The organism is Chitinasiproducens palmae (assembly GCF_900095735.1).
Lineage (GTDB): Bacteria > Pseudomonadota > Gammaproteobacteria > Burkholderiales > Burkholderiaceae > Chitinasiproducens > Chitinasiproducens palmae.
The window spans coordinates 530,525-554,757 of record NZ_FNLO01000001.1; the positions used below are offsets into that span (position 1 = coordinate 530,525).

Below are 24,233 nucleotides of genomic sequence, written 5' to 3' on the forward strand. Positions count from 1 at the left end.
GGAAACGGTAGCTAGAAACGCCGGTGCTGTTCTACACCGGCGTTCTTCATCAGGCGGGCTGGCCGGCCTTCCAGGCATCGAGGATTTCGCTGCCTGTCGCCGACCACACACCACGGTGTCGCGTGATATGAGCCAGGGCTTCTTCGAGGGCGCGAATGCGATACGGCTGCCCGATCACCCACGGATGCAGGGAGATCGCCATCACACGACCCGCTTCCGTGCTCGATTCCTTGTAAACGAGATCGAATTGGTCGATCAGTTGGTCGCGGAAATCGTCTTCGGTGTGGTGGTTTTGAACCAGGATCGTCGCGTCATCGATGTCGATCGGGTGTGGCATCGCGTGGATCTGGCCCGCGCGCGTGTTCATCGCGTAGGGCAGATCATCATTGACCCAGTCGCAGAGATAATCGACGCCGGCTTCCTTGAGCAGATCGGGCGTATGCCACGATTCCGACTTGGCCGGACTCAGCCAGCCGCGCACCGCCTGACCGGACGCTGCGCGTAGGATGGCGAGAGAGCGTGCGATGAGGTCGCGTTCTTCATCCTCGCCCAAGCCACCGTGGTGCAGGTGATCCATATCGAGGCCGTTCGCGATGATTTCCCAGCCGCGATCGACGCACGCCTTCACCAAGGCGGGATACCGCGCGGCGACAGCGGCGTTCATCGCGGCCGTCGCCTTGAGTCCGTGCCTTTCGAGGGCCGCCATGATGCGGAAGATGCCGACACGGTTGCCGTAGTCGCGCAGCGTATAGTGCCGAAAATCCGGGTAGGCCGTTTGCATCGCGCCCATGGGCTTGAACGGCTTGCCTTGCATGTTCAGCGGGAACCATTCGAGGGCCGGGACGATCCACAGCGCGACGCGATTGCCGTTGCCCCAACGCACGCCCTGACGCTGCGGCAACATCGACCACGCATAGCGCTCGTGATCCATCCCATAGCGGCGCAGCGGATAGTCCAGATAGGCTTCGTCGAGGCTCATGGTGCTTCTCCGACAGCATGCGCTGCCTTCGCGAACGCGTCGTAGTAGTGGGTGTTGAAGTGCTCGGCGATCTCGCGGCCGGTCGCCAGCCAGACCTTGTCGTGGCTAGTGATGTACTGCAAAGCTTCCTCGAAGGCCGCGAGTCGATACGGCTGGCCGATAAGATAGGGATGCAGCGGAATACACATCACCGTGCCCGAGCGCTCGCCTTCGCGATACAGTCGGTCGAATTGGCGTTTGATGATGTCGCCGTAACGACGAGGCGAAACCTGATTCACGTTGTAGACGATCGTGTCGTTCATTTCGAGCGAGTAAGGGATCGAGGCAAGCTTTCCCTTCGCTGTCTTGACCGGGCCCGGTTGATCGTCATGGAACAGGTCGCACACATAGGTCAGGCCCATTTCGGCCACCAGGTCCATCGTGCGATCGGTGTACGTCAGCGCCGGCGCCAACCAGCCGTCGAGGCGCTGGCCGGTGTGCTTCTTGATCGTGTCGATGGAATCCTGGATCACGGCGCGTTCCTGCGCCTCATCCATGCCCATCAAATAGCGCGTGTTGTACGTGCCGTGAGAATAGAATTCCCAGCCGTTTTCAGCGCAGGCCGCGATGACTTCCGGATGGTGCTCGCACATGGCGACGTTCAGCGACACCGAGCCGCGCATGCCACAGCGTTTCATGACATCGAGCATGCGCCAGAAGCCGACGCGGTTGCCATAGTCGCGATACGAGTAGTTCTGCACGTCCGGCGCGGGGCGCGACCATGCAGCGCGCGACGGATTGCGCGGCGGATTCAGCTCGTAGAACTCGACGTTCGGCGCAACCCAGAAGGCCACGCGTGCGCCGTTCGGCCACTCGATCCGCGGCCGCGCATCGTAGGGCAGGTAATCGTAGAAATCCGGATCGCGCTTCATCGTGCTTCCTTGGCCGGCATCTTGGCGATCGAATCCAGAATCTCGCGCACGGACAGCACGTCGGCATACTTCACCGCCATATCGTAGAGATTCGCGAAGTGCGGGCTCTCGTGTTTGTCGGCTACGCATTCTTCGGCGACGATCGTGCGGAAGCTGCGCTGCAGGCTGTCGACCACCGTGGCGCGCACGCAGCCCGACGTCGACCCACCGGTGACAACCACGGTATCGACGCCGTGAAACGTGAAGATCGAAGACAGATTGGTTTCGAAGAATGCCGACGCCATCCGCTTGTTGACGATGATGTCGCGTTTATGGTCGATCACAAGGCGCGGATCGAACTGCGAACGGGCCGAGCCCACCTTGATTTTCTGCAGCGAGTCCGGCGTGTTACTGCGCGTGCCCCAGATGCCGCAATCCTCGCCCGAGTCCATGTAGGCGACGTAAGTCCACACGACCGGGAAGCCCTTCGCGCGAAACGCGTCGGCAAGCTGGTTCGTGTATTCCATCTGCTTGGGGTCGGTCTCATACGCCGTCGCGAATTCGCCAACGCTCGTATAGGCCTTTTGTGGATCGACGTTGATCAGCGCGGGTGTCCGGCCGAAGCCGAAGCGTTTGCGCGTGGGATTCGCCTTGAACGCCTCGAACAGTTGCCGGGCGGTTTTGTCGGAAGTCTCCATGTGCTTGTCTTTGGTGTTGGGGGCGTGGTGGGAGCGTTGGGCGGCGTCGCGGATCACGCAGCATGGCTGCCAGTCAGGCGGACCGAGCGCACGAGAAATACCTCGGGGTGATGATGCGAGTGCATTATTATCCTGTCAATAGAACATTTATCCGCGCTTTGCCGGAGTCAATGTTCCATGGCATTTGCAACGTCGATGCGGGTTGCCGTCGCAAGATGGCTCGCCCTGCGATCGGCTAGCGATCGGCTGGACGGCGCAGCATCTGCAGCCAGTTCTGGAAGCTCGCGGCGTCACCCGCCTTCGCATCGCCAAGGGCCAGTGTGCTGTCGAGCACCGCGTCGGCATGCGAACGCGGCCACACGCGCTCGCACAGATCGAGAAACTTGCTCGACAATTCTTGCGTCGTGTAAGGCGAGGCGTCGTCGCCGCGATTGACGCCGACTTCGGCCTCGTGGACCTGGCCTTTGCTGTCGACGACGCGCACGCGTGCAGGGCGCTCTTGCGGCAGGCGCGCAGTCATCGAAGGATCTTCGGTGACCGACACCTTGGCAGCCAGCGCGAGCACTTCGGGATTGCGGATCGCCTCACCCGTGAAACTGGATAGACCGCTGCTGCCGTTGACGATGCGCGTAGCCACGGCAAATGGGACAGAGAACTTGGCGCCCAACGTGTTGCGCGGTGAAGGATCGGTAAGCTCGGCCGCGTAGCTGTAGGTCGTTACCGCGACCGACGAAATCTCGGCCGCGGCTGGCAGGGTGCCGCGTGCCGCCAGAACGTCGAGTGCATCCAAGGTACCGTGGTTGTAGCGGCAGCACGAATGCAGCTTGAAATAGTTCTGCATCACGTGCCATTCGTCGCCCAAGCCACGCAGCAGCGTGGCCTGATCGAAACGCTCCGAGACGATCTCACCGAACAGTGACGCCGGACCGTCTGCTTCGCCCTGGAAACCGCACAAAACCAGTTGCGCGGCCAACAGGCCGTTGCTATTGGAAAGTCCCGCATACACGTTGCGAACCAGACCGCCTTGCAGCATCGTCTTCTTGGACGTTGCGATACTCATCGACGATGCGACATTCACGCTCTCGCGGATACGGTTGGCGTCGGCGCCGAACAGATGAGCGCTTCCAGCGGCTGCGCCCAACGTGCCCCACGTGCCATGCACGTGCATCGCGTCTCGCAACTGTGCCGATGCACCGAACCGTGAGCCGATCTCATAGCCAACTGCCAGGCCGGAAAGAAAGCGGTGCGCGTCGGCGCCCTGCGCTTCGCTCAGCGCAAGCACCGCTGGAAGAACATGAATCGCGGGGTGACCGCGCGAGAACCGGTTGCCTTCGTCCATCTCCAGGAACGTGCCAGCAGTGCCGTTGATCAATGCGGCTTCCATCGGACTACCTGCCATGCCGAGCCCGATGAATGTCGCACCTTCGCCGTGGCAAACGCCTTGTGCCATGGCACGCAGTTCGGGCTCGCCGGAGCCGCCGACAATCGCGCCCAACGTGTCAACGAGAACCCAGGCCAATTGCTGGCGAACAGGTTGCGGAAGGGCTGCGTAGTGCAGGTCGGCAGCGAAGGCGCCGAGCGTATCGAGATAATGCATGTGTCTCCTCCGGTTGAAAGGCGATGCGCGTAGTCCGCGCTTGACAGTCTAGCAAAGCTGTCCTATCGTCAGAACAATAAACCATTTACCAACGTTCATCACTTCGTGCGATGGTTGCGTGCACGACGATCAATTGGAACTCCAAGTGAAGCGCACTCCGCAGGCACGCGCCTCGACGGTCACGGCGGCAAGGCCGACAATGGACTCGTTGCCGCTCCCGAAATACCATCAGATCTACCTCGTCCTGCGACAGAAACTGGACGAGGGTCAGTACGACGATGGCGTGCCGCCCGAAAAGGAACTGGCGCAACAGTTTGGCGTCGGTCGCGTCACTGTGCGCCGTGCGCTGGAGGAACTGGTCAACGAGGGACTGATTGTCCGCGAGGCTGGGCGTGGCACCTGGCCGGCGCCGCGCGGCGAGCAGCAGGAAGCGGCCGCGCAAGGCGACAACGTCAATTTGAGGCTCGGCGGGTTGCTGAACAACATCGTGCAGGCGAGCCGTCGAACCTCGATCAAGGTGCTCGAATGGAGCATCATCCGCGCTTCACCGACCCTCGCGCAAGCATTGCAGGTCGCGGAAGGGGCGGACGTGCGAAAGATCGTGCGCACGCGTAGTACCAACGCGGGCCCGGTATCGCTGATCACCACCCATCTGCCCGTAGAGCGCGCCGCGGATTTCACGCGCGCCGACGTGGCGCGCAAGCCGGTCCTGCAGTTGCTTGAGGAATCAGGCGTCGAATGGGGGCGAGCCCGTCAGACCATTTCGGCCAGTCAGGCCGACGCAACCGTTGCCGCGGAACTGGACGTTGCGATCGGCGCCGCGTTGCTATCGGTCCGACGGCTGGTCTACGACAACAACGATCGACCGGTGCAACTGCTCCATGGCCTATACCGTCCGGACCGCTACGAATATCAAATGGAACTGACGCAGTTCGGCGAGATCGACGCACGCGTCGCCGAGGGCGAAATCACGCCCTGAAGCCGTTGCAGCGCTCATTCCAAGTCGTGCCGCCTTGCGTCACGTGGCTGAGGTTGGGCAGCCAACGTGCCGCATCGACGCATGCCGAGACGCAACCAAGGTGCCTGCGAGAAGCACCACCGATAACAGCTTGAGCATTCGATTTATATGACTCCTCCAGCCAACTTGGCCCAGAAGCTGATTGCCCGGGCCAGCGGTCGTTCGCATGTCGTACCCGGCGAAATCGTGAAGTGCAAGGTCGACCTGGCGATGTTCCACGATTCCTCGGGCCCGCGTCGCCTGAAACCGATGCTCGAAGAATTGGGAGCGCAGGTGTGGGACAAGTCGCGGATCGTGCTGGTCCTCGATCACTACGTGCCGGCACAGGACGAGGATTCGCGCCGCATCGTACGCATTGCGCGGGACTGGGCGGCCGAGCAGCAATTGCCCAACGTCTACGACAGCGAAGGCATCTGCCACGTCGTCCTGCCGCAGAAGGGACACATCCGGCCCTCGATGTTTTGTGTCGGGGGAGATTCGCATTCGCCGACAGGTGGCGCATTCGGTGCCTATATGTTCGGCGTGGGCAGTACCGAAATGCTCGGCGTGGTCGTGACCGGGGAAATATGGGTGCGCGTGCCCGAGACCATTCGCATGCAGTGGGACGGGCGCTTGCCAGATGGCGTGACGGCCAAGGATATGGCGCTGCACATGATTGCTCGCTTCGGCATGAACGGCGGTAAATATCAAGCGATCGAGTTCTGCGGTGAGGCGGTGCGGGCGCTATCGATGCAGGAGCGCATGACGTTATCGAATATGAGCGCCGAGATGGGCTCTCAGGTGGGACTGATCGCTGCGGATGAGACCACGCGGGCATGGCTGCAAGGTGTCGGCGTCGACGACGTCGACACCGCCCCGTGGCAAAGCGACGAGGACGCCGAGGCAACCACGCATCGTTTCAATGCCGCTGACCTGGCGCCTCAGGTGGCCGCACCGCATAGCCCGGCCAACACGCGTCCGGTCCACGCGTATGACAACGTCGCCGTGCAGGCCGCTTACATCGGCGCCTGCACTGGCGCGAAGCTCGACGATCTGCGCGCCGCAGCGAAGATACTGGCTGGACGGCGTGCCGCGGCCGGCGTCCGGCTGATGGTCGCGCCGGCCAGTGTTCAGGATCAACGGCAGGCCGAAGCAGAGGGTGTGATGGAAGTGCTGCGCCAGGCCGGCGCCGAAGTGCTGCCCACCGCGTGTGGCGCGTGCTCCGGTTACGGCGGCAGCATTCCCGACCATGCCAATGTGATCGCCACCACCGCGCGCAATTTCAAGGGGCGCATGGGATCGGCCAGCGCGCAGGTCTATCTGGCCTCTCCCTACACGGTCGCCGCATCGGCGCTGCAAGGCCGCATCGCCGATCCGCGCGAGGTGTTGGCGTGAACACCATCAACGTTCAAGATGCGCGCGTCTGGGCGGTAGGAGCGGACATCGATACCGACCAGTTGGCCCCCGGTGCCTACATGAAGCTGGGTCTCGAGGGCATTGCGCCGCATTGCCTCGAAGCGGTCCGGCCGGAATTCGCTGCGGAAGTCCGGCCCGGTGACGTGATCGCCGCCGGCCCGAATTTCGGCATCGGTTCGTCCCGTGAACAGGCGGCCGGCGCGCTCGTGCGGTTGGGTGTCAGGGCGGTCATCGCGCCTTCATTCAACGGACTGTATTTTCGCAACGCCTTCAACCTCGGATTGCTTCTGATCACCTGCCCGGATACCGCGCAGCTGCGCGACGGCGAGACGGTGGGCCTGAGTGTCGAGGACACGCGCCCGGTCGTCCGCCTTGGGAACGGCAAGACCCTCGACTGCGAGCCGATTCCGGCATTTCTGCTCGACATGGTGGCTGCCGGCGGTTTGCTCAATCAACTGCGAGCCCGGTTCGGTCAAGCGCCCAAGGAACTGTGAGATGACGTACAACTTCGCTGAACATCCAGCCCGTATCGTGCGCGCTGCCGAGATGCCGGACGACACGCCCGCCATCCCTGCCGTCATCGTCGGCGCCGGCGCCTGCGGCCTGACCGCCGCCATTCGGCTGCGCGACGCCGGTATCGATTGTCTCTTGCTGGAGCGCGACTCGATACCGAGCGGCTCGACCGCACTGTCGTCGGGCTTCATTCCCGCTGCGGAGACTCGGCTGCAACGCGAACTGGGCATCGACGATTCTCAGACGCGGTTCGCGGAAGACGTCACCGAGAAAACTCACGGGCAGGCGGCGCCGCACCTGGTCCAGGCTTACACGCGCGGCGTGACGGGCGCGATCGATACGTTCGAACGTCTCGGTATCAAGCTGGAAATCCTGGATGGCTTTCTGTATCCGGGTCACCGTGCGCGGCGTATGCATACGACGCCCGAGCGCACGGGCGCGGCGCTGATGGCGTCTCTGGAACGTACCGCCACGGCCGCCGGCGCGGACGTGCTGGTGGAGTCGGTCGTGCGCGAGCTCTGGCTCGACGAGGACGATCGCGTGCTGGGCGTCGGCTATGCGTCACCGGATGGCACGATCGCGTATGTCGCATGCGACGTGCTGATTCTCGCGTGCAACGGCTTCGGCGGCAATGCCGCAATGGTGCACGCGCTTCTCCCCGCCATGCGCGATGCCACTTTCGCGGGTCATACCGGCAACGACGGCTCGGCGATCGCCTGGGGACGCGCGCTCAACGCGCGCACGGCCGACCTCGGCGGCTACCAGGGGCACGGCTCGTGGATTACACCGCAGGGTGCGCTGATGACGTGGGCCGTGATGATGGAGGGCGGCGTGCAGATCAACGCACGCGGCGAGCGCTTCCAGAACGAGAACAACGGCTATTCCGAGGCCGCGACGGGCGTCCTTGCGCAGCCCGGCTCACTCGCCTGGAATGTGTTCGACGAACCGGTTCTGACGCTTGCACGCACGTTCCCCGACTACGTCGAGGCAGAGAAGGCGGGTGCGCTTCGGACAGCCGGGGATGTGCCCGCGCTGGCAGCCCTGATTGGCTGCTCGGTGGAGACGCTGCAGCGCACGCTCGATGGCATCGCGGCCGGCCGCACGGATGCATTCGGGCGAACCTTCAAGCGTTCGCTGCAAGCGCCGTACTACGCGGTGAAGGTCACCGGTGCGCTGTTCCATACGCAGGGCGGGCTCGACATCGACGCCGAATGTCATGTGCTCCGCGAGGACGGCTCGCCGTTCCCGAATCTGCTGGCCGCGGGCGGTGCCGCGCGCGGCGTATCGGGCAATGACGTATGGGGCTATCTGTCGGGCAACGGTCTGCTCAGCGCCGTCGGCGGTGGCTGGGTCGCCGGCGCGACGGCCGCGGCACACATCCAGAAATGACCATCATGACGAACAACAGCTTGAAGGATCAACTCTCCGGCGAGACGGCAGTGCTCGCCCCGGGCGTTTACGATGCGTTCACTGCGCTGATTGCGGAGCAGGCGGGCTTCGGCGCGCTGTATCTGTCGGGCGCGTCGATCGCCTACACTCGGTTGGGCCGCTCGGACGTCGGTCTCACGACCGCGACGGAAGTGGCGGACACGCTGGCGCGGATCACCGAGCGGGTCGCCACGCCGGTCATCGTGGATGGCGATACCGGCTTCGGGAATGCACTCAATACACAGCGCACGGTGCGCGCGTTCGAGCGGGCCGGCGCAGCCATGATCCAGCTCGAGGATCAGACCTTCCCGAAACGCTGCGGTCATTTGAACGGCAAGGGCGTGATTCCCGCAGCCGAGATGTGCGGCAAGCTGCGCGCCGCGCTCGATGCCCGCCAGTCCGAGCAGACCCTGATACTCGCCCGCACCGATGCATTGGCGGTCGAGGGGTTTGAGCAGGCGCTGGAACGGGCCGAAGCCTATCTCGAATGCGGAGTGGATGCTCTTTTCATCGAAGCGCTACGTACTCCAGAGCAGATGAAGCAGGCATGCGACCGCTTCGCCCAGCGGATTCCGTTGTTGGCGAACATGGTCGAGGGCGGCAAGACACCTGTAAAAAGCGCGGACGAGCTGAGTTCGATCGGTTTCCGAATCGTGATTTTCCCAGGCGGCACGGCGCGCGCCGCCGCATTCATGCTGCGCGACTATTACGGCAGTCTGCACCGGCAACGGTGCACCTTGCCTTGGCGCGATCGCATGCTCGATTTCGATGCCCTCAACGAGTTGATCGGCACGCCAGAATTGATGGCGACGGGCCAGAAATACGACGGCGCGGCCTAATTTCGAGCTGCGTTGCGGTCGGTCGCGATTTGCTTTTAATTCCGCGCCTGATCCTCGGTCGGCGTCCACCGCTTGCGGCTGCGGCGATACCGTCGCCGACCGCGTAAGACGCCACCGAAGTCGATCAGCTTGAGCCCGACACGCGCATCTTTCGATGCGGTGATTGAGCACGCACGACCTGTAGTAGTACGAATTCAATAAAAAATAGGAGTGGAGACTCGCGATGAAGAAGTTCGTCTTGACCGTTTTGGGCGTGGTGCCCCTGTTCGCCAATGCCCAGTCTTCGGTGACGTTGTACGGCATCCTGGACGAAGGCCTGCATTTTCAAAACAATGCGGGCGCCGGCAAGAAATTTTCGATGGATTCGGTGTCGGGCCCGTACGGCAGTCGTTGGGGCATCACGGGCGCGGAAGATCTGGGTGGCGGGGTCCAGGCGATCTTCACCGTTGAATCGGGCATCAACATGCCCAGCGGACAGTCGGCGCAGGGGGGAACGATGTTCGGTCGCCAGGCGTTCGTCGGGATCAAGAGCGCCCAATACGGCAGCGTGACCATGGGTCGTCAGTACGACATGGTGTTCTATTTCCCGGAATTCATTTCCGGGTATGCGCTGATGGGGGGGCCGACTTCCGTGCATCCAGGGGATCTCGACAACGCGGCGAACTCGATTCGGTGGAACAACACCGTCCGCTACATGAGCCCGTCGTTTCGCGGCTTCACGTTCGGCGGCCTATACAGCTTCGGTGGTGTGGCGGGCGACTTCACCTCGCAAAGTGGCTATTCGCTGGGCGCCGGTTACACGACCGGTGGATTCAAGGTAGCGGCAGCGTATCAGTTCTTCAAGAACCCCACGGCCACGGCAGGCAGGGGCCTGTTTACGGACAACCAGAGCGGCGCATCGAACCTGAGCGGTTCGCTGAACTCCGGTTACCAGGTCGCTCAGTCATACCAGGTGGCGATGGTCGCGGCCAGCTATGTGATTACCGACAAGTGGACGGTTGCTGGCTCTTATTCGAACACCGAGTACGGCAATCTCGGTGGAAGTTTCAGCAACAGCGCCGCGAAATTCCACAATTTCGATGTTGCGATCTCGTACAGGATCAGCCCGTTCCTTTCGACAGGTCTGGCGTACGACTACCTGAAGGGCGCGGCTGTTGGGAAAGCGGGCGATGGCGATGTAGGCAACCAGCACTACAACCAGTTCTCCTGGGCCACCGATTATCTGCTTTCCAAGCGAACCGACATCTATGGTGCGATCGGCTACCAGATCGCCTCAGGGAAGAATTCGCTGGGACAGCGTGCGGTGGCAAATATCAGCAATCTCGGCGATTCGTCGACGAACAAGCAGGTGCTGGTTCGGCTGGCGATTCGTCACCGCTTCTAGGAAGCAACGGACCGGCTGCTCGCCAGTCGGTTGGCGCGAGATACGGCCTTCATCAAATAAATCGACTTCCGAGATGAAAGTTCTTGTTGCAGTAAAACGGGTCGTCGATCCGAACGTGAAAGTGGGCGTGAAGTACGACGGGTCCGGTGTCGACATCGGAAATACCAAGATGTCGATGAATCCGTTCGACGAAATCGCCGTGGAAGAGGCCGTGCGGCTGAAGGACGCGGGCGTGGCGACTGAAGTGGTGGCGGTCTCCTGCGGCATCACGCCCGTACAGGAAACGCTGCGCGCCGCACTGGCGATCGGTGCGGATCGCGCGATCCACGTTGCCTCGGACGCGGAGCTGCAACCGCTGGCCGTGGCGAAGGTGCTCAAGGCGCTCGTTGACACCGAGCAACCGTCGTTGATCATCCTTGGCAAGCAGGCCATCGATGACGACTCGAACCAGACTGGCCAGATGCTGGCCGCGTTGGCAAGCCTGCCGCAAGCGACATTCGCATCGAAGGTGACCTTCGCCGACGGCAGGATTGCCGTTTCAAGAGAGGTCGATGGCGGCACGGAAACGCTATCGCTGTCCTTGCCGGCAGTGGTGACGACCGATCTGCGTCTGAACGAGCCGCGCTATGTGACGCTGCCGAACATCATGAAGGCGAAGAAGAAGCCGTTGCAGACCATTACACCTGAAGCACTTGGGGTGGACGTGGCGCCGCGCGTCAAGACGCTGCGAGTCGTTGAGCCGCCGCGCCGCGCCGCTGGGGTCCGCGTGCCGGATGTCGCAACGCTGGTTGACAAGCTTCGCAAAGAAGCGAATGCGCTGTAAGGGAGACAGAGCGGAATGACCAATCTCGTTATTGCGGAACACGACAATCAGTCGCTCAAGGCGGTGACGCTCAACGCCGTAGCGGCGGCACAGCGGTTGGGCGGCGAGGTACACGTGCTGGTGGCCGGTCGCAATGCGCAAGGCGTTGCCGAGTCCGCCGCCACCATCGCTGGCGTTGCGAAGGTGTGGCTGGCCGATGCACCGCAGCTCGAACACGGGCTGGCCGAGAATGTCGAGGCGACCGTGCTGGCGATTGCAAGAGACTATTCACACATTCTGGCACCGGCAACGCCGGCAGGCAGGAACGTCGCGCCGCGCATCGCCGCGAAGCTTGACGTTGCGCAGATCAGTGACATCACGGCCGTGCTCACGTCGGATACTTTCGAACGCCCGATCTACGCGGGCAATGCGATCGCGACCGTGCAGTCCGCCGATGCGATCAAGGTCATCACGGTTCGTACGACGGCATTCGAGCCCGTCGCGGCGGTTGGCGGCGGCGCTGTGATCGAAGCGCTCGAAGCGGCGGCAGACAGCGGGCGCTCTCAGTTCATCAGCCGCGAGGTCACGAAACTCGACCGCCCGGAACTGACCAGCGCGAAGATCATCGTGTCGGGCGGCCGCGGTCTCGGTAGCGGCGAGCAGTACACGCGGGTGCTGGAACCGCTTGCGGACAAGCTCAACGCTGCGTTGGGTGCCTCGCGCGCGGCTGTGGATGCGGGCTTCGCGCCGAACGACTACCAGGTTGGTCAGACCGGCAAGATCGTGGCGCCGCAGCTTTACATCGCGGTGGGCATCTCAGGAGCAATCCAGCACCTGGCAGGCATGAAGGATTCGAAAGTGATCGTCGCGATCAACAAGGACGGGGAAGCGCCGATCTTCGGCGTGGCCGACTACGGTCTGGTCGGCGATTTGTTCGCGGCCGTGCCCGAGCTTGCCAACGCGGTCTGATCGCGGCTGGCCCTCGACGAAGCGGGCGGCAGCGCATGGCTTACGCCGAACGCGAGGCCGTCCCGTATTGACCTGCCTGCTGCTCCAGCCAATCCCGAAACACCGTCAGTGCGGTGTTCTCGGACTTTCGCTCGGGGTAGAGAAAATGGTAGGAGCGATCGCTCAACTGTTCGTATTGATCCGCGGGCACAAGGGCACCGCGTCGTAGCTCATCCTCGATCAGCAGGCGTGGAATCAATGCAATGCCGACGCCATACACGGCCGCCTCGGCCAGCATCGAAAAAAGCTCGAGCTTGGGGCCCGACATGTCACCGGCCACTTGCAGCCCGCGTGACGCGAACCAGTCGCGCCATGCGTAGGGGCGCGTGCTCTGCTGCAGCAGCGGATAGCGCTGCCAGTCGGTGGCTGCCAGAGTCGACCGTGGCGCGATGAGGGCCGGGCTGCACACGGCGAGCAGCGTTTCGCTCATCAGGAAGCGCCCCTCCGTGCCTGGCCAGATCGCGACGCCCGCGTGGATCGCCGCATCGAACTGCGTGTCGTCGAACAGGAACGGGCGTGTGCTGGCGGTCAGATTGACGGTGATTTCCGGGTGCGCGGCAATGAAGTCCGGCAATCGCGGCAACAGCCACTTGGTCGCGAAGGTCGGCACGACGGCGAGTTCGAGCGTGCCGCCGTGGCCACCCTTGGCCATGACGTCGAGCGTGTCCTGCTCGACGTCGTCGAGGCGCAGCGCGACCTTGCGGCTGTACGCCTGTCCCGCGTCGGTCAGCGCCACGCCGCGCCGGTCGCGGCGAAACAGTTTCAAACCAAGAAACTCCTCCAGCGCGGCGATCTGTCGGCAGACCGCGCCCTGCGTGACGGCCAGTTCGTCCGCGGCCTTGGTGAAGCTTTGGTGGCGAGCCGCGGCTTCGAATGCGGAAAGGGCGGTGGTGGACGGGATTTTGCGGCGCATGGCGGCGTAGGCTGTGGCGGGAAGTAACTGACTTGTGCAATTTTGGCACAGGTTAGTGCGAACAAATCGTTTGCCCCAGCATATCGACATCGATAGATTAGCAACGCGACCCATTCTCCTGCGAGTTAGAAATGAGCAATCAACACAAGTCGGCAGCGTTCCAATGGGACGATCCGCTCCTTCTCGATCAGCAGTTGACGGAAGACGAGCGCATGGTCCGCGATTCCGCGCATACGTATTGCCAGGAACGACTGGCGCCGCGCGTGCTGGATGCTTTTCGCAACGAAAGCACCGACCCGAAGATCTTCCGTGAGATGGGCGAGCTGGGCCTGCTGGGCGCGACGATTTCCGAGGCCTACGGTGGCGCAGGGCTGAACTACGTTTGCTACGGGCTGGTGGCGCGCGAGGTGGAGCGTGTCGATTCCGGATATCGCTCGATGATGAGCGTGCAATCGTCGCTCGTGATGGTGCCGATCGAAACGTTCGGCAACGAGGCGACGAAGCAGAAGTACCTGCCGAAGCTCGCGGCCGGCGAGTGGATCGGTTGCTTCGGCCTGACCGAGCCGAATCATGGTTCCGACCCCGGCAACATGATGACGCGGGCGAAGAAGGTGCCCGGCGGCTATCAACTCTCAGGCAGCAAGATGTGGATCACCAACAGCCCGATCGCCGACGTGTTCGTCGTCTGGGCCAAGGACGACGAGGGCAAGATCCGAGGCTTCGTGCTGGAGAAGGGTTGGAAGGGATTGTCGGCGCCCGCGATCCACGGCAAGGTCGGCCTGCGCGCGTCGATCACTGGCGAGATCGTGATGGACGAAGTGTTCTGTCCTGAAGAGAACGCGTTCCCCGACGTGCGCGGTCTGAAGGGACCGTTCACCTGCCTGAACAGCGCCCGCTACGGCATCGCCTGGGGCGCACTGGGTGCGGCCGAGGATTGCTGGCATCGGGCGCGCCAATATGTGCTGGATCGCAGGCAGTTCGGCAAGCCGCTGGCGGCAAACCAGTTGGTCCAGAAGAAGCTCGCCGATATGCAGACGGAAATCACGCTCGGTTTGCAAGGCTGCCTGCGTTTGGGCCGCATGAAGGACGAGGGTACGGCGGCGGTCGAGATCACGTCGATCATGAAGCGCAATTCGTGCGGCAAGGCGCTCGATATCGCCCGCGTCGCGCGCGACATGCTGGGCGGCAACGGCATCAGCGACGAATTCGGCGTGGCGCGGCACCTGGTCAATCTCGAAGTCGTCAACACGTACGAAGGCACGCACGACATCCACGCGTTGATTCTCGGACGCGCGATCACCGGCATCGCCGCGTTCTGATATGCCGTCCATCAACGACACCTTGCAACCGGGCGCGTTGAGCGGGCTGCGCGTGCTCGATCTTTCCCGGGTGCTGGCCGGCCCGTGGGCCGGCCAGTTGCTCGCCGATCTCGGCGCGGACGTGGTCAAGGTGGAGCGTCCCGGCGCCGGCGACGACACGCGTGCATGGGGCCCGCCCTGGCTCAGCGACGCGGAAGGGCAGGCCACCAGCGAGTCCGCCTACTATCTGAGCGCCAATCGCAACAAGCGCTCGATCACCATCGATCTCAGCGACCCGGAAGGCCAGCAGATCGTCAGGCAACTCGCCAGCAAGGCGGACGTCGTGCTCGAGAATTTCAAGGTCGGCGGGCTGGCGCAGTACGGTCTCGATTACGCGAGCCTCAAGGCAGCGAATCCGCGACTCATCTATTGCTCGATCACTGGCTTCGGCCAGACCGGGCCGTACGCGGCGCGAGCGGGGTATGACTTCCTGATCCAGGGCATGGGCGGCCTGATGAGCCTGACCGGTCGTGCCGACGGCAGCGAAGGCGAGGGGCCGATGAAGGTGGGCGTGGCGCTGACGGATGTAATGACAGGGCTCTACGCGACGGTCGCGGTCCTGGCGGCGCTGGCGCGCCGCGAGCGTTCGGGCGAGGGCCAGCACATCGATCTGGCGCTGCTCGACGTGCAGATCGCATGCCTCGCGAACCAGGCCGCGAACTTTCTGGTCGGTGGCATGGTTCCGCGACGCATGGGCAACGCGCACCCGAGCATCGTGCCCTACCAGGACTTCCCGACGGCCGATGGCTACATGATCATTGCGGTGGGCAATGACGGGCAGTTCGGCAAGCTGTGCAAGTCGCTGGGCAGGCCTGATTGGGCCGCCGACGCGCGCTTCGCGACCAATCCCCAGCGCGTCAAGCACCGGGACGACTTGATCGAGCTGATTCGCGGCGTTACCGTCGGCCGTCCCACTGGCGAGTGGATTGCAGTGATGGAAGCCGCAGGCGTGCCGTGCGGGCCGATCAACAGCCTCGACAAGGTATTCGCCGATCCTCACGTGCAGGCTCGGGAGATGCGCATCGAGATGCCTCATGCGCTGGCGGAACAGGTGCCACTCGTCGCGAACCCGATACGGATGTCCGAGTCGCCGGTGCAATACCGGCGTCCGCCGCCGACGCTCGGCGAGCACACGGCTGAGGTGCTGAGCGGCTGGCTTGAGATGACGCAGGCGGACATCGCCGATCTGCACCAGAAAAGAATCGTATGACGCGTGCCAGCGACACCATGCAACTCATCGCGCAGTACGGCCCGCGCGAAACGATGGAATACGACGTCGTGATCGTCGGCGGTGGCCCGGCCGGACTGTCGGCCGCCATCCGGCTCAAGCAGTTGGCTGCCGAGAAGGGCGTCGAGATCGGCGTTTGCGTACTGGAAAAGGGCTCGGAAATCGGCGCCCACATTCTGTCGGGCGCGGTGATGGACCCGCGCGCCATCAGCGAGCTGATTCCCGACTGGAAGGAGCAGGGCGCACCGCTGAACGTCGAGGTCAGCGAAGACCGATTCCTGTTTCTGACGGAGCGGGGCGCCGTGCGGACCCCGAACTGGGCGCTGCCCGACAATTTCAAGAATCACGGCAACTATGTGGTCAGCCTCGCCAACGTCACGCGCTGGCTCGGCCAGCAAGCCGAGGCGCTTGGTGTTGAAATCTTTCCCGGTTTCCCGGCCGCCGAGGTTCTGTACCACGACAATGGTTCGGTGAAGGGCGTGGCGACGGGCAACGTCGGTGTTGGCAAGGACGGCGAGCCTACCGGCAACTTCCAGCTCGGCATGGAACTGCACGCGAAGTACACCCTTTTCTGCGAAGGCGCGCGCGGGCATCTCGGCCGGCAATTGAATGAACGGTTCAGGCTCGACAGCGAGGCCGATCCACAGACGTACGGCATCGGCATCAAGGAACTGTGGCAAATCGATTCTGCGCAGCACCAGCCCGGCCTGGTGATCCACACCGCCGGCTGGCCGCTGGACACCAGCACCTACGGCGGCTCGTTCCTGTATCACATGAACGCGAACCAGGTGGCGATCGGCTTCGTGGTCGGGCTCGGCTACCAGAACCCGTACCTCTCGCCGTTCGAGGAATTCCAGCGCTACAAAACGCATCCGGAAATCCGCAAATTCCTGGAAGGTGGCAAGCGCGTCTCGTACGGCGCACGCGCGATCACGGCGGGCGGTCTGATGTCCCTGCCAAAGTTTGTCTTCCCGGGTGGCGCGCTGGTGGGCGACGATGCCGGTTTTTTGAATGCCTCGCGCATCAAGGGCAGCCACGCGGCGATCAAGACCGGCATGCTGGCGGCGGAAGCTGCATTCGGCGCAATACAGGCAGGCCGCGAGGGCGACGCGCTCAGCGCTTATCCAGAGGCTTTCAAGCGCTCATGGCTGCATGACGAGCTGCATCGCGCGCGCAACTTCAAGCAGTGGATGAGCAAGGGCTTGTATGTCGGCACGCTGATGGTTGGTATCGAGCAGAAGCTGCTGGGCGGCAAGGTGCCGTGGACACTGCATCACCAGCACCGCGATCACGAAATGCTGCGGCCCGCCTCGCTGTGCAAGCCGATCGAGTATCCGAAGCCCGATGGCAAGCTGACCTTCGATCGGCTCTCGTCCGTATTTATCTCGAATACGAATCATGAAGAGAACCAGCCAGCGCATCTGACGCTCAAGGACGCCAGCGTGCCGGTCGACGTGAACCTGCGGACCTACGCTGGCCCCGAGGCGCGCTTCTGCCCGGCTGCCGTCTACGAGTTCGTCAGGGACGGCGAGAGCGGCGACCGACTGGTCATCAACGCGCAGAACTGCGTACACTGCAAGACCTGCGACATCAAGGACCCGACACAGAACATCGTGTGGGTGACGCCGGAAGGCGGTGGCGGGCCTAACTACCCGAACATGTGACAGCCAATGGAAATGCAAACAATCGGAATCGTCGGCGCGGGCCAGATGGGCAGCGGCATTGCTCAAGTTTGCGCGGTAGCCGGCCTGAATGTCGTGCTCAACGACATCAACGACGAAGCGGTCCAGCGCGGTTTCGACCGCATCGCGGCCAGCCTGGACCGTTTGGTGTCGAAGGAAAAGCTGTCCGCGGCGCATGCGTCGGCCGCGGTGAGCCGCATTGCGCGCTGCGTCGCGCCGGAAGGCCTTGCCGCGTGCGACTTCGTGATCGAGGGCGCGACAGAAAGCGTGCGGATCAAGCAGGAGATCCTGAAGCAGCTCGACACCGTTCTCCGGCCGGATGCGATCATCGCGACCAATACGTCGTCGGTCTCGATCACCAAGCTCGCTGCGACGCTGGCCAATCCGGCGCGCTTCATTGGCATGCACTTCTTCAACCCGGTGCCAGTGATGGAACTGGTCGAAGTGATCCGTGGCATCCAGACCAGCGACGCGACATTCGAGGTGACGGTGGCGCTGGCCAGGCGCATCGGCAAGACGGCGATCGACATCAGGAATTCACCGGGCTTCGCGGTCAATCGCATCCTGGTCCCGATGATCAACGAAGCCGTCTTCGTGCTGCAGGAGCGCCTCGCAAGTGCCGAGGAAATCGATGCCGGCATGAAGCTCGGCGCAAACCATCCGATCGGTCCGCTCGCGCTGGCCGACCTGATCGGATTGGACACCGTGCTCGCGATCATGGACGTGCTGTACCGCGACTTCAACGACTCAAAATACCGGCCCGCACCGTTGCTCAAGGAAATGGTGGATGCCGGGTATCTGGGAAGAAAGAGCGGGCGAGGGTTCCACACGTATTGAATGGCGGAAGCCTGGCGGGCTGGCGCTGCAACCGATGGGATATTGGGCCGTAGGTGGCGCAACGTTTGTAGGTTTGCAGCCGGCGTCAGATCACGTTTTCGTACTTGGCGGCGTCGCCGTCCGACCGCCGGGTGCAGAGAGCCTCCTCATGGCCAAGCCCCGTAACGGCGCCACGGGACGAATCTCAGTTGAGAGGCCGCATGCTTGGATATACAATTCCCCATATGTGTATCCAAGGAGGCCGACATGCAGGTTGCAAAATGGGGCAACAGTCTTGCCGTCCGACTCCCCGCGAGCGTGGTCGAAGCGCTTGAATTGAAGGAGGGCGACGACATCGAGATTTACGCTGACCGATGCGGCGCGTTTTCGGTTAGCAAAATACCCACCGTTGCCGAGCGGATCGAGCGCTTGCGCAAATTCCGCGGACGCTTACCCGCGGACTTCAAGTTCGATCGTGAATCACTCGATGACCGGGACAACGCCGGATGACGCCGACGACCCCGATGCGGTTCGCCGTCGACAGCAATGTCATCATTTATCTGTTTTCTGGCGACGTCGCAAAGGCCGAGCGGGCGGAAAGATTGATGACTGGCGGAAATTTCAGGCCGGTTATCAGTACCCAGGTCATGAACGAAGTCACGCTCGTAATGAGCCGGAAGATGCGCCTATCGTGGGCTGAAATCGAGCGCATTTTGGAAGACGTCGAAGTGCTATGCGACGTTGTACCTTTGACCCTCGACGTGCACAAGGAAGCGCGTCGAATCGCTGCGTACTACGGATTCAGATTTTACGATTCCTGCATCCTTGCTTTCGCATTGCTCGCAGGGTGCGAGTTGCTCTACAGCGAAGACATGCACCACGGTCAGGTCATTCTCGACAAGCTGACTGTGATCAATCCATTTCTGTAATCGGCCTCTCGCTAGCAATTTCGGGCCTGGCGCTTGAGTTAGCGCGTATCACCTATGCGCCAGGCCGATTCAGATCCAGCGCTTGATCTAATTTTATTTGTCATAATCACAATTATCGGTTTCGTCGAAATCTTGGCAACGTAGACATCACATCGCTGCGCGCCCGTTACCGGAACCAGATCTGGAGACGCCTCCTGTCCGGCCATAGATCGACCTAGCCGGGCCAGTATTCGCTGAGGCTAAAGCTGTCGAACTCCAGGTTCCGAGTCTCATCAAGCGCTGACTGAGTTGTTTATCCGACCGGAAATCACGAGCTAGCTTTTCGTCACCCCCGATTTATGCTTCATTTTCTGAACCTTACAGTTCTGAAACCGACTGAGGCGCGCGTATCCGCATCCGCGATCACCCTAAAAATCGGATCTTTTACAACCGCAACGCCTGCCGAAGTTGCCACGGCATCGGCCCTTTCGTAAAAAACGGAAGGTCGACCATCGCCAATCGACCGTCAGGTGAATTCTGCGATGCAAGGTTACGACGCCCGCAACTACGGGAGATTCTGGCTTCCACAGAAGCAAATGAACATGAATGGCATGCGTCCTGCTAGTAAACCCGCACCGGTGATCCGGAAACGTTTTTTGACGAACATGTGACGCCCTCACGTACGCGCCCGAGGGGGTCGTGCCTTGCGCTCCGATGGTGAGAGCGACCGACGCTTCGCGCGAAGCCTAAATAGATTGAAGCCGTTCCTCGCTTTCGCTAAATCGATTTCTGTCGACAGCCGCATACCCGGCTTGTCGACGAGGCCAGCAGCCCGCCGTGCGGTGACCCATGGTGTTCCGTCATGCGCGCTTGCCGTTGCGCCCTTCTTCGATGCCAGACATGGTGTGAGGAAGCCGGTGCACGCGCAAGCGGGGGCACCGCTCCGCCGGCCTCGGTTATATCACCGCGGTGTATGCCACGCGTGGATCATGAAAGCGCACCTCAACGTCTGATTGGCTGCGCGAACGAGACAGCCCGGTGCACGCCGCATCTCGATCCGATCTGCATTCCTAACCTTAAGTTTCGCCCTTGAATCGGGCCTAACGCGCTTGCGCCGGCGGTCGCCGGAATAACAGCGCAGTGGAGACGTGTTGATGAAAATCCTGTCAGTGTTCGGCACCCGTCCGGAAGCCATCAAGATGGCACCCGTCGTCCGTGCGTTGCGTGCGGAACCCGGGCTCGAGTCGGTCGTTTGCCTGAGCGGTCAACACACCACAATGCTGTCGCAGGCATTGGCTACCTTCGAGCTCACGGGCGACTACAACCTGTCGGCAATGGATGGCGCGCCCGGCTTGAATCCCCTGGTAGGCCGCATTCTTGGTTCGTTGGATCCCCTCCTGGAAACGATCAAGCCGGATACCGTGATGGTCCACGGCGACACCAGCACGGCATTTGCAGCCGCATTGGCGGCCTTTCATCGCGGCATTCCGGTCGCGCACGTAGAAGCCGGTTTGCGCACGGGCGACCTCAGCCGTCCGTTTCCCGAAGAGATGAACCGTTGTTTCGTCGATCTGGTCGCGTCTTCGATGTTCGCGCCGACACCGGCTGCCGTCGACAACCTGCAATCGGCAGGCGCGGCTGGCCGTATCCTTCTCACTGGCAATACCGTCGTGGACGCGCTGCAGTGGATGGCGCGCAAACTGGATTCGGATACGGTGTTGTCCGCAATCCTGGCCGCTCGCTACGACTTTCTAGACCCGAGCCGACGGATGGTGCTGGTCACCGGACATCGGCGCGAGAATTTCGGCGGCGGGTTCGACGCGATCTGCGATGCGCTGGCTGAACTGGCGCAACGCGACGACATTCAACTGGTCTATCCAGTGCACTTGAACCCGAATGTGCGCGGCCCGGTGCTCGAACGTCTGCAAGGGCTGCCGCGCGTACATTTGCTGTCGCCGCTGGATTACCCCGACTTCGTCTATCTGATGCGCCGCGCATCGGTGATCCTGACGGACTCGGGCGGTGTTCAGGAGGAAGCGCCGGCGCTCGGCGTACCGGTGCTGGTGATGCGCGACGTCACCGAGCGTCCAGAAGCCGTGGCCTCCGGCGCCGCTCGGCTCGTCGGCACCGACGCGGGCGATATCGTGCAGGCGGTGGCGCGACTCCTGTCAGAACCGGCCGCGCGTCATCAGGCCATGCGGCGCGATATCGCCGCGCAGAATCCGTACGGCGACGGTCGCGCCAGCGAGCGAATTGCCGCGCTGCTGGCAGGCCGCGAATGCGAACCCTTCCGCGCACCGTCTCATGCCCGGGCGGCCGCCGTGCACCGCAACGCGCGCCGGCGTGCCCCGATCACGATGCCGAAGTCCGCACCGACGCCGGTGCCGTTGTCTAACCCGACGCACGGGCCATCCTTTCCGTCAGGCGGCACGCGCTCGCTTGTCGCCAGTGTCGGGGCGGCAGCGAGCAAGGTTTCCTGAATCCATCATTCCGATCTCCACCGTACTCTTCCCGACACATGCATTTCAATTCCGTTTTCCCGGACGGTGCGCGTGGCGCGCGCCGTTCGGCGCCGTCGGTCCAGCGCGCCACGCTGCATCGCGTTGCCAACGCCTCCCTCCTCTTCCTCGCTGCCTGCACCGCGCCAGCCTTGGCGCAGAGCAATGCCGCGGCAGGCTTCCAGCGGCTTGACGCAGACACCACCGTCGCCCGCGAGGTGCCGCTGTCCGCTCTGGGCGTGCGCCGCCCGATGGTGCTGTCGCGTGTCGATTCCGGGCGTGAGCTGTATCTGCCGGTACCCGCTGGCGTGCCCCTGAGCAACGCAGCCTTGCACGTGAATGCAGGCTATATGCGCGGCGACGGCGGCCGCACATCGATGGTGTTGTCGCTTGACGGCGATCCGACGCTTGCGCGCGGATTCTCCGGCGAGCAGGGCGACGCCAGCGCCGACCTGACGGTCGACGGGACGCCGCGCGACAGCGGCTATCTACGCCTCGGACTGCGTTGGAGCTCGATCGTCAGCGAAAAGCGCTGCGACGACGAAACGTCGATTGCCAACCTGCTCCGCGTCTATCCCGACAGCGTGTTCCGTTATCGCTACGACGGCGCGCGCATCACCGACCTCGCCACCGCCTGGAGCGCACTGCCGACTGAGCCGACGCTGCTGGTGGCAGGCGGCACGCTGACCGCGAACGCCTACGAGAGTGCGTGGCGTACCGGCATGCTGCTGCAACGCAGTGGTTTCCATCCAAAATATGTGGCACTGCCGGCGCCCGGCGAGACCGTCGAGATCGGCGCCGACGCCGTACCTGCCGACCTGCGCGGGCTGCCCGCGTTCGCGTCGCTGGCGGGCGGTGGCCGTCACCGCCTTGCCAGCCCCGCCGAGGTCGGCGCCCTGCTCGCCGTCGCCGGCAAGACCACATGGCACGCCGACGTGTTGCTCGCGGACGAGGCGCTGCGCAATCAGCTTTCGCAAGCCTTTGCGGCGCTGCGCGCGCAGGTTCAGGGCGCCGCGCCGGACGCGTTGCCCGCGTTCGACGCATGGCTGGCGCGCGCTTGGCCAGGCGCCGCACAACGCGGCCCGGTGACCGCCGACGCCGCGCTCACGCGCTGGGCCGGCCAGCCGGCCATCGCGTTCGCGGATCGCCCGAGCCGCATCGCCGCACTGTTCGATGCGCCGTGGCGCCGCACTCTGCTTGCCGAGCGTCTGCAGGCCGCCTCGCCTGCAACCGCCGCTACCAAACCGACGCGCGACATCCTGCCCTTTGAAACGCCCGACGCCGGTGCCGGTACAGTGGACGTTGCCCGCAATGGTGAATGGACCGGCAGTTTCGACCTTGCTCGGCTGCCGATTGGCGATCGGGCACCGGTCGAAGCGGTGCTCGACATTGCTGCCGCGCCTGGCAGCGACGGCCAGGGCGCGGTCGCTTCCGTGTTCTGGAACGACTACCTGCTCGGCGCGATCATGCTCGACGAGCCGGGCAAACGCCAGCAGTTGACCGTGTCGATTCCGGCCTACGCGCTGGCGAGCCGCAACTTCCTGCGAGTGCGCTTCCAGCGCCAGATTCCGGGCGAACATTGCGGCGAAGCGGTGGCCTATCCGGTCGCGATCCTGCCTAGCAGCCATCTGGTACTTGGCAGCGTCGCGCCGCTCGACACTTTCCCGGGCGTTGCGGTGCGGCTGGCCAGCGGCGCGGACGTGTACGTACGTGACGCCGACCGTGCACACGCGGCGCAGACGCTGCCGCGCGCCGTGTCGTTGTCGCTGGCCGCCGGCGTGACGCCGACGCGTGCCGCCTTGCACCTTGTGCCGAACGATACGGTGGTGAAACCAGCCGGCGCCTTCGTCTCGGTCGATGTGAAGCTCGACGAGCCGAAGGCCGACGCGCAACTGAACGACGATGGACGGGTAACGGTGACGCGCGACGGCGACACGCTGTTCGACGCCCGCGGTCTGGGCGGCATCGCGGTCGCGGCGGTCACGCGCGCGGCGGGCCAGGCCGGGGTCGCCTGGCGGACCCTGACGTCCTACAAGTCGGATGAAGCACTGCCGGCAACCCTGCCGCTCGCCACCGTCGCACTGGTCGGCCCACGCGATGTGCTGGCGAGTGTCGACACGCTCGCGCCGTCCCGTCCGCTTGCCGGCACCGGTTTCCGCGGTGCGTTCCGTGCGCATCCGGTGCTGTGGAGTTTGGGCATCCTCGCGGCCGTGTTGATTTTGATCGGGCTGTTGGCCGCACTGGTGGTGCGTCGCCGCAAGCCGCGTCAGGGGGAATGA

The 24,233-nt window shown here is 63.3% G+C and carries 21 protein-coding genes; 16 read left to right on the plus strand and 5 right to left on the minus strand.

Annotated elements, in window-relative coordinates:
- Nucleotides 1-49: 49 nt before the first annotated feature.
- From BLU54_RS01990 to BLU54_RS02005, 4 genes are all read right to left on the minus strand, one after another.
- Nucleotides 50-979, minus strand: coding sequence for a polysaccharide deacetylase family protein (locus BLU54_RS01990; RefSeq protein ID WP_091904006.1), 930 nt, complete (start codon nt 977-979; stop codon nt 50-52).
- Nucleotides 976-1,890: a polysaccharide deacetylase family protein gene (locus tag BLU54_RS01995; protein WP_091904008.1), complete on the minus strand. Its 915-nt coding sequence runs from the start codon at nt 1,888-1,890 to the stop codon at nt 976-978. Before BLU54_RS01995 ends, BLU54_RS01990 begins: the two co-directional genes overlap by 4 nt.
- Nucleotides 1,887-2,624 carry an isochorismatase family protein gene (locus BLU54_RS02000; RefSeq protein WP_235837743.1) on the minus strand — a complete coding sequence of 246 codons (738 nt, stop codon included), beginning with the start codon at nt 2,622-2,624 and terminating at the stop codon, nt 1,887-1,889. The genes BLU54_RS01995 and BLU54_RS02000 overlap by 4 nt, the downstream gene beginning before the upstream one ends.
- Before the next feature lie 178 nt (nt 2,625-2,802).
- Nucleotides 2,803-4,164, minus strand: a complete 1,362-nt coding sequence (locus BLU54_RS02005; protein WP_091904013.1) for an MmgE/PrpD family protein — start codon at nt 4,162-4,164, stop codon at nt 2,803-2,805.
- Between the two features lie 199 nt (nt 4,165-4,363).
- On the opposite strand from BLU54_RS02005, the gene BLU54_RS02010 reads away from it, so the two are divergent.
- The 8 genes from BLU54_RS02010 to BLU54_RS02045 all read left to right on the plus strand — a co-directional run bounded on the left by BLU54_RS02010 (nt 4,364) and on the right by BLU54_RS02045 (nt 12,512).
- A complete protein-coding gene (locus BLU54_RS02010; RefSeq protein WP_091904500.1) occupies nt 4,364-5,143 on the plus strand; it encodes a GntR family transcriptional regulator in 780 nt (259 codons plus the stop codon).
- Nucleotides 5,144-5,290: 147 nt separating this feature from the next.
- Nucleotides 5,291-6,556 carry a 3-isopropylmalate dehydratase large subunit gene (locus BLU54_RS02015; protein WP_091904015.1) on the plus strand — a complete coding sequence of 422 codons (1,266 nt, stop codon included), beginning with the start codon at nt 5,291-5,293 and terminating at the stop codon, nt 6,554-6,556.
- Nucleotides 6,553-7,071 (plus strand): LeuD/DmdB family oxidoreductase small subunit, encoded by a 519-nt coding sequence (locus BLU54_RS02020; RefSeq protein WP_407919388.1) that lies wholly within the window; start codon nt 6,553-6,555, stop codon nt 7,069-7,071. The genes BLU54_RS02015 and BLU54_RS02020 overlap by 4 nt, the downstream gene beginning before the upstream one ends.
- Before the next feature lies 1 nt (nt 7,072).
- On the plus strand, nt 7,073-8,479 hold the full coding sequence (locus BLU54_RS02025) for an FAD-dependent oxidoreductase (protein WP_407919389.1): 1,407 nt from the start codon (nt 7,073-7,075) through the stop codon (nt 8,477-8,479).
- A 5-nt stretch (nt 8,480-8,484) separates the two neighbouring features.
- The gene (locus BLU54_RS02030; protein ID WP_091904507.1) at nt 8,485-9,357 is read left to right on the plus strand and encodes an isocitrate lyase/PEP mutase family protein; all 873 of its coding nucleotides are present in this window, start codon (nt 8,485-8,487) and stop codon (nt 9,355-9,357) included.
- Between the two features lie 223 nt (nt 9,358-9,580).
- Nucleotides 9,581-10,741, plus strand: a complete 1,161-nt coding sequence (locus tag BLU54_RS02035; protein ID WP_091904017.1) for a porin — start codon at nt 9,581-9,583, stop codon at nt 10,739-10,741.
- Nucleotides 10,742-10,814: 73 nt separating this feature from the next.
- Complete coding sequence (locus BLU54_RS02040; protein ID WP_091904020.1) at nt 10,815-11,564, plus strand: electron transfer flavoprotein subunit beta/FixA family protein; 750 nt, start codon at nt 10,815-10,817, stop codon at nt 11,562-11,564.
- Nucleotides 11,565-11,579: 15 nt separating this feature from the next.
- The gene (locus BLU54_RS02045; RefSeq protein ID WP_091904022.1) at nt 11,580-12,512 is read left to right on the plus strand and encodes an electron transfer flavoprotein subunit alpha/FixB family protein; all 933 of its coding nucleotides are present in this window, start codon (nt 11,580-11,582) and stop codon (nt 12,510-12,512) included.
- A 40-nt stretch (nt 12,513-12,552) separates the two neighbouring features.
- Here the strand turns inward: BLU54_RS02045 and BLU54_RS02050 are convergent, their stop codons facing one another.
- The gene (locus BLU54_RS02050; RefSeq protein ID WP_091904024.1) at nt 12,553-13,464 is read right to left on the minus strand and encodes a LysR family transcriptional regulator; all 912 of its coding nucleotides are present in this window, start codon (nt 13,462-13,464) and stop codon (nt 12,553-12,555) included.
- A gap of 131 nt (nt 13,465-13,595) precedes the next feature.
- On the opposite strand from BLU54_RS02050, the gene BLU54_RS02055 reads away from it, so the two are divergent.
- The 8 genes from BLU54_RS02055 (at nt 13,596) to BLU54_RS02090 (ending at nt 24,233) form a co-directional block, all read left to right on the plus strand.
- Nucleotides 13,596-14,783, plus strand: coding sequence for an acyl-CoA dehydrogenase (locus BLU54_RS02055; RefSeq protein WP_091904026.1), 1,188 nt, complete (start codon nt 13,596-13,598; stop codon nt 14,781-14,783).
- Between the two features lies 1 nt (nt 14,784).
- Complete coding sequence (locus tag BLU54_RS02060) at nt 14,785-16,032, plus strand: CaiB/BaiF CoA transferase family protein (protein ID WP_091904029.1); 1,248 nt, start codon at nt 14,785-14,787, stop codon at nt 16,030-16,032.
- On the plus strand, nt 16,029-17,714 hold the full coding sequence (locus tag BLU54_RS02065) for an electron transfer flavoprotein-ubiquinone oxidoreductase (RefSeq protein WP_091904031.1): 1,686 nt from the start codon (nt 16,029-16,031) through the stop codon (nt 17,712-17,714). Before BLU54_RS02060 ends, BLU54_RS02065 begins: the two co-directional genes overlap by 4 nt.
- Before the next feature lie 6 nt (nt 17,715-17,720).
- Entirely contained in the window at nt 17,721-18,569 is an 849-nt protein-coding gene (locus BLU54_RS02070) for a 3-hydroxybutyryl-CoA dehydrogenase (protein ID WP_091904032.1), read from the plus strand.
- Nucleotides 18,570-18,815: 246 nt separating this feature from the next.
- The gene (locus BLU54_RS02075; protein ID WP_091904034.1) at nt 18,816-19,058 is read left to right on the plus strand and encodes an AbrB/MazE/SpoVT family DNA-binding domain-containing protein; all 243 of its coding nucleotides are present in this window, start codon (nt 18,816-18,818) and stop codon (nt 19,056-19,058) included.
- Nucleotides 19,055-19,477, plus strand: coding sequence for a PIN domain-containing protein (locus tag BLU54_RS02080; protein ID WP_091904036.1), 423 nt, complete (start codon nt 19,055-19,057; stop codon nt 19,475-19,477). The genes BLU54_RS02075 and BLU54_RS02080 overlap by 4 nt, the downstream gene beginning before the upstream one ends.
- A 1,133-nt stretch (nt 19,478-20,610) precedes the next feature.
- The gene (wecB, locus tag BLU54_RS02085; protein ID WP_091904038.1) at nt 20,611-21,936 is read left to right on the plus strand and encodes a non-hydrolyzing UDP-N-acetylglucosamine 2-epimerase; all 1,326 of its coding nucleotides are present in this window, start codon (nt 20,611-20,613) and stop codon (nt 21,934-21,936) included.
- 38 nt (nt 21,937-21,974) lie between these two features.
- Complete coding sequence (locus BLU54_RS02090; RefSeq protein ID WP_091904040.1) at nt 21,975-24,233, plus strand: serine/threonine-protein kinase; 2,259 nt, start codon at nt 21,975-21,977, stop codon at nt 24,231-24,233.

Bases quoted from the DNA above. Each gene is read 5' to 3' on its own strand.
- BLU54_RS01990 (WP_091904006.1), bottom strand. From the start codon at position 979: ATGAGCCTCGACGAAGCCTATCTGGACTATCCGCTGCGCCGCTATGGG.
- BLU54_RS01995 (WP_091904008.1), bottom strand. From the start codon at position 1,890: ATGAAGCGCGATCCGGATTTCTACGATTACCTGCCCTACGATGCGCGG.
- BLU54_RS02005 (WP_091904013.1), bottom strand. From the start codon at position 4,164: ATGCATTATCTCGATACGCTCGGCGCCTTCGCTGCCGACCTGCACTAC.
- BLU54_RS02010 (WP_091904500.1), top strand. From the start codon at position 4,364: ATGGACTCGTTGCCGCTCCCGAAATACCATCAGATCTACCTCGTCCTG.
- BLU54_RS02015 (WP_091904015.1), top strand. From the start codon at position 5,291: ATGACTCCTCCAGCCAACTTGGCCCAGAAGCTGATTGCCCGGGCCAGC.
- BLU54_RS02025 (WP_407919389.1), top strand. From the start codon at position 7,073: ATGACGTACAACTTCGCTGAACATCCAGCCCGTATCGTGCGCGCTGCC.
- BLU54_RS02030 (WP_091904507.1), top strand. From the start codon at position 8,485: ATGACGAACAACAGCTTGAAGGATCAACTCTCCGGCGAGACGGCAGTG.
- BLU54_RS02035 (WP_091904017.1), top strand. From the start codon at position 9,581: ATGAAGAAGTTCGTCTTGACCGTTTTGGGCGTGGTGCCCCTGTTCGCC.
- BLU54_RS02040 (WP_091904020.1), top strand. From the start codon at position 10,815: ATGAAAGTTCTTGTTGCAGTAAAACGGGTCGTCGATCCGAACGTGAAA.
- BLU54_RS02045 (WP_091904022.1), top strand. From the start codon at position 11,580: ATGACCAATCTCGTTATTGCGGAACACGACAATCAGTCGCTCAAGGCG.
- BLU54_RS02050 (WP_091904024.1), bottom strand. From the start codon at position 13,464: ATGCGCCGCAAAATCCCGTCCACCACCGCCCTTTCCGCATTCGAAGCC.
- BLU54_RS02055 (WP_091904026.1), top strand. From the start codon at position 13,596: ATGAGCAATCAACACAAGTCGGCAGCGTTCCAATGGGACGATCCGCTC.
- BLU54_RS02060 (WP_091904029.1), top strand. From the start codon at position 14,785: ATGCCGTCCATCAACGACACCTTGCAACCGGGCGCGTTGAGCGGGCTG.
- BLU54_RS02065 (WP_091904031.1), top strand. From the start codon at position 16,029: ATGACGCGTGCCAGCGACACCATGCAACTCATCGCGCAGTACGGCCCG.
- BLU54_RS02070 (WP_091904032.1), top strand. From the start codon at position 17,721: ATGGAAATGCAAACAATCGGAATCGTCGGCGCGGGCCAGATGGGCAGC.
- BLU54_RS02075 (WP_091904034.1), top strand. From the start codon at position 18,816: ATGCAGGTTGCAAAATGGGGCAACAGTCTTGCCGTCCGACTCCCCGCG.
- BLU54_RS02080 (WP_091904036.1), top strand. From the start codon at position 19,055: ATGACGCCGACGACCCCGATGCGGTTCGCCGTCGACAGCAATGTCATC.
- wecB (WP_091904038.1), top strand. From the start codon at position 20,611: ATGAAAATCCTGTCAGTGTTCGGCACCCGTCCGGAAGCCATCAAGATG.
- BLU54_RS02090 (WP_091904040.1), top strand. From the start codon at position 21,975: ATGCATTTCAATTCCGTTTTCCCGGACGGTGCGCGTGGCGCGCGCCGT.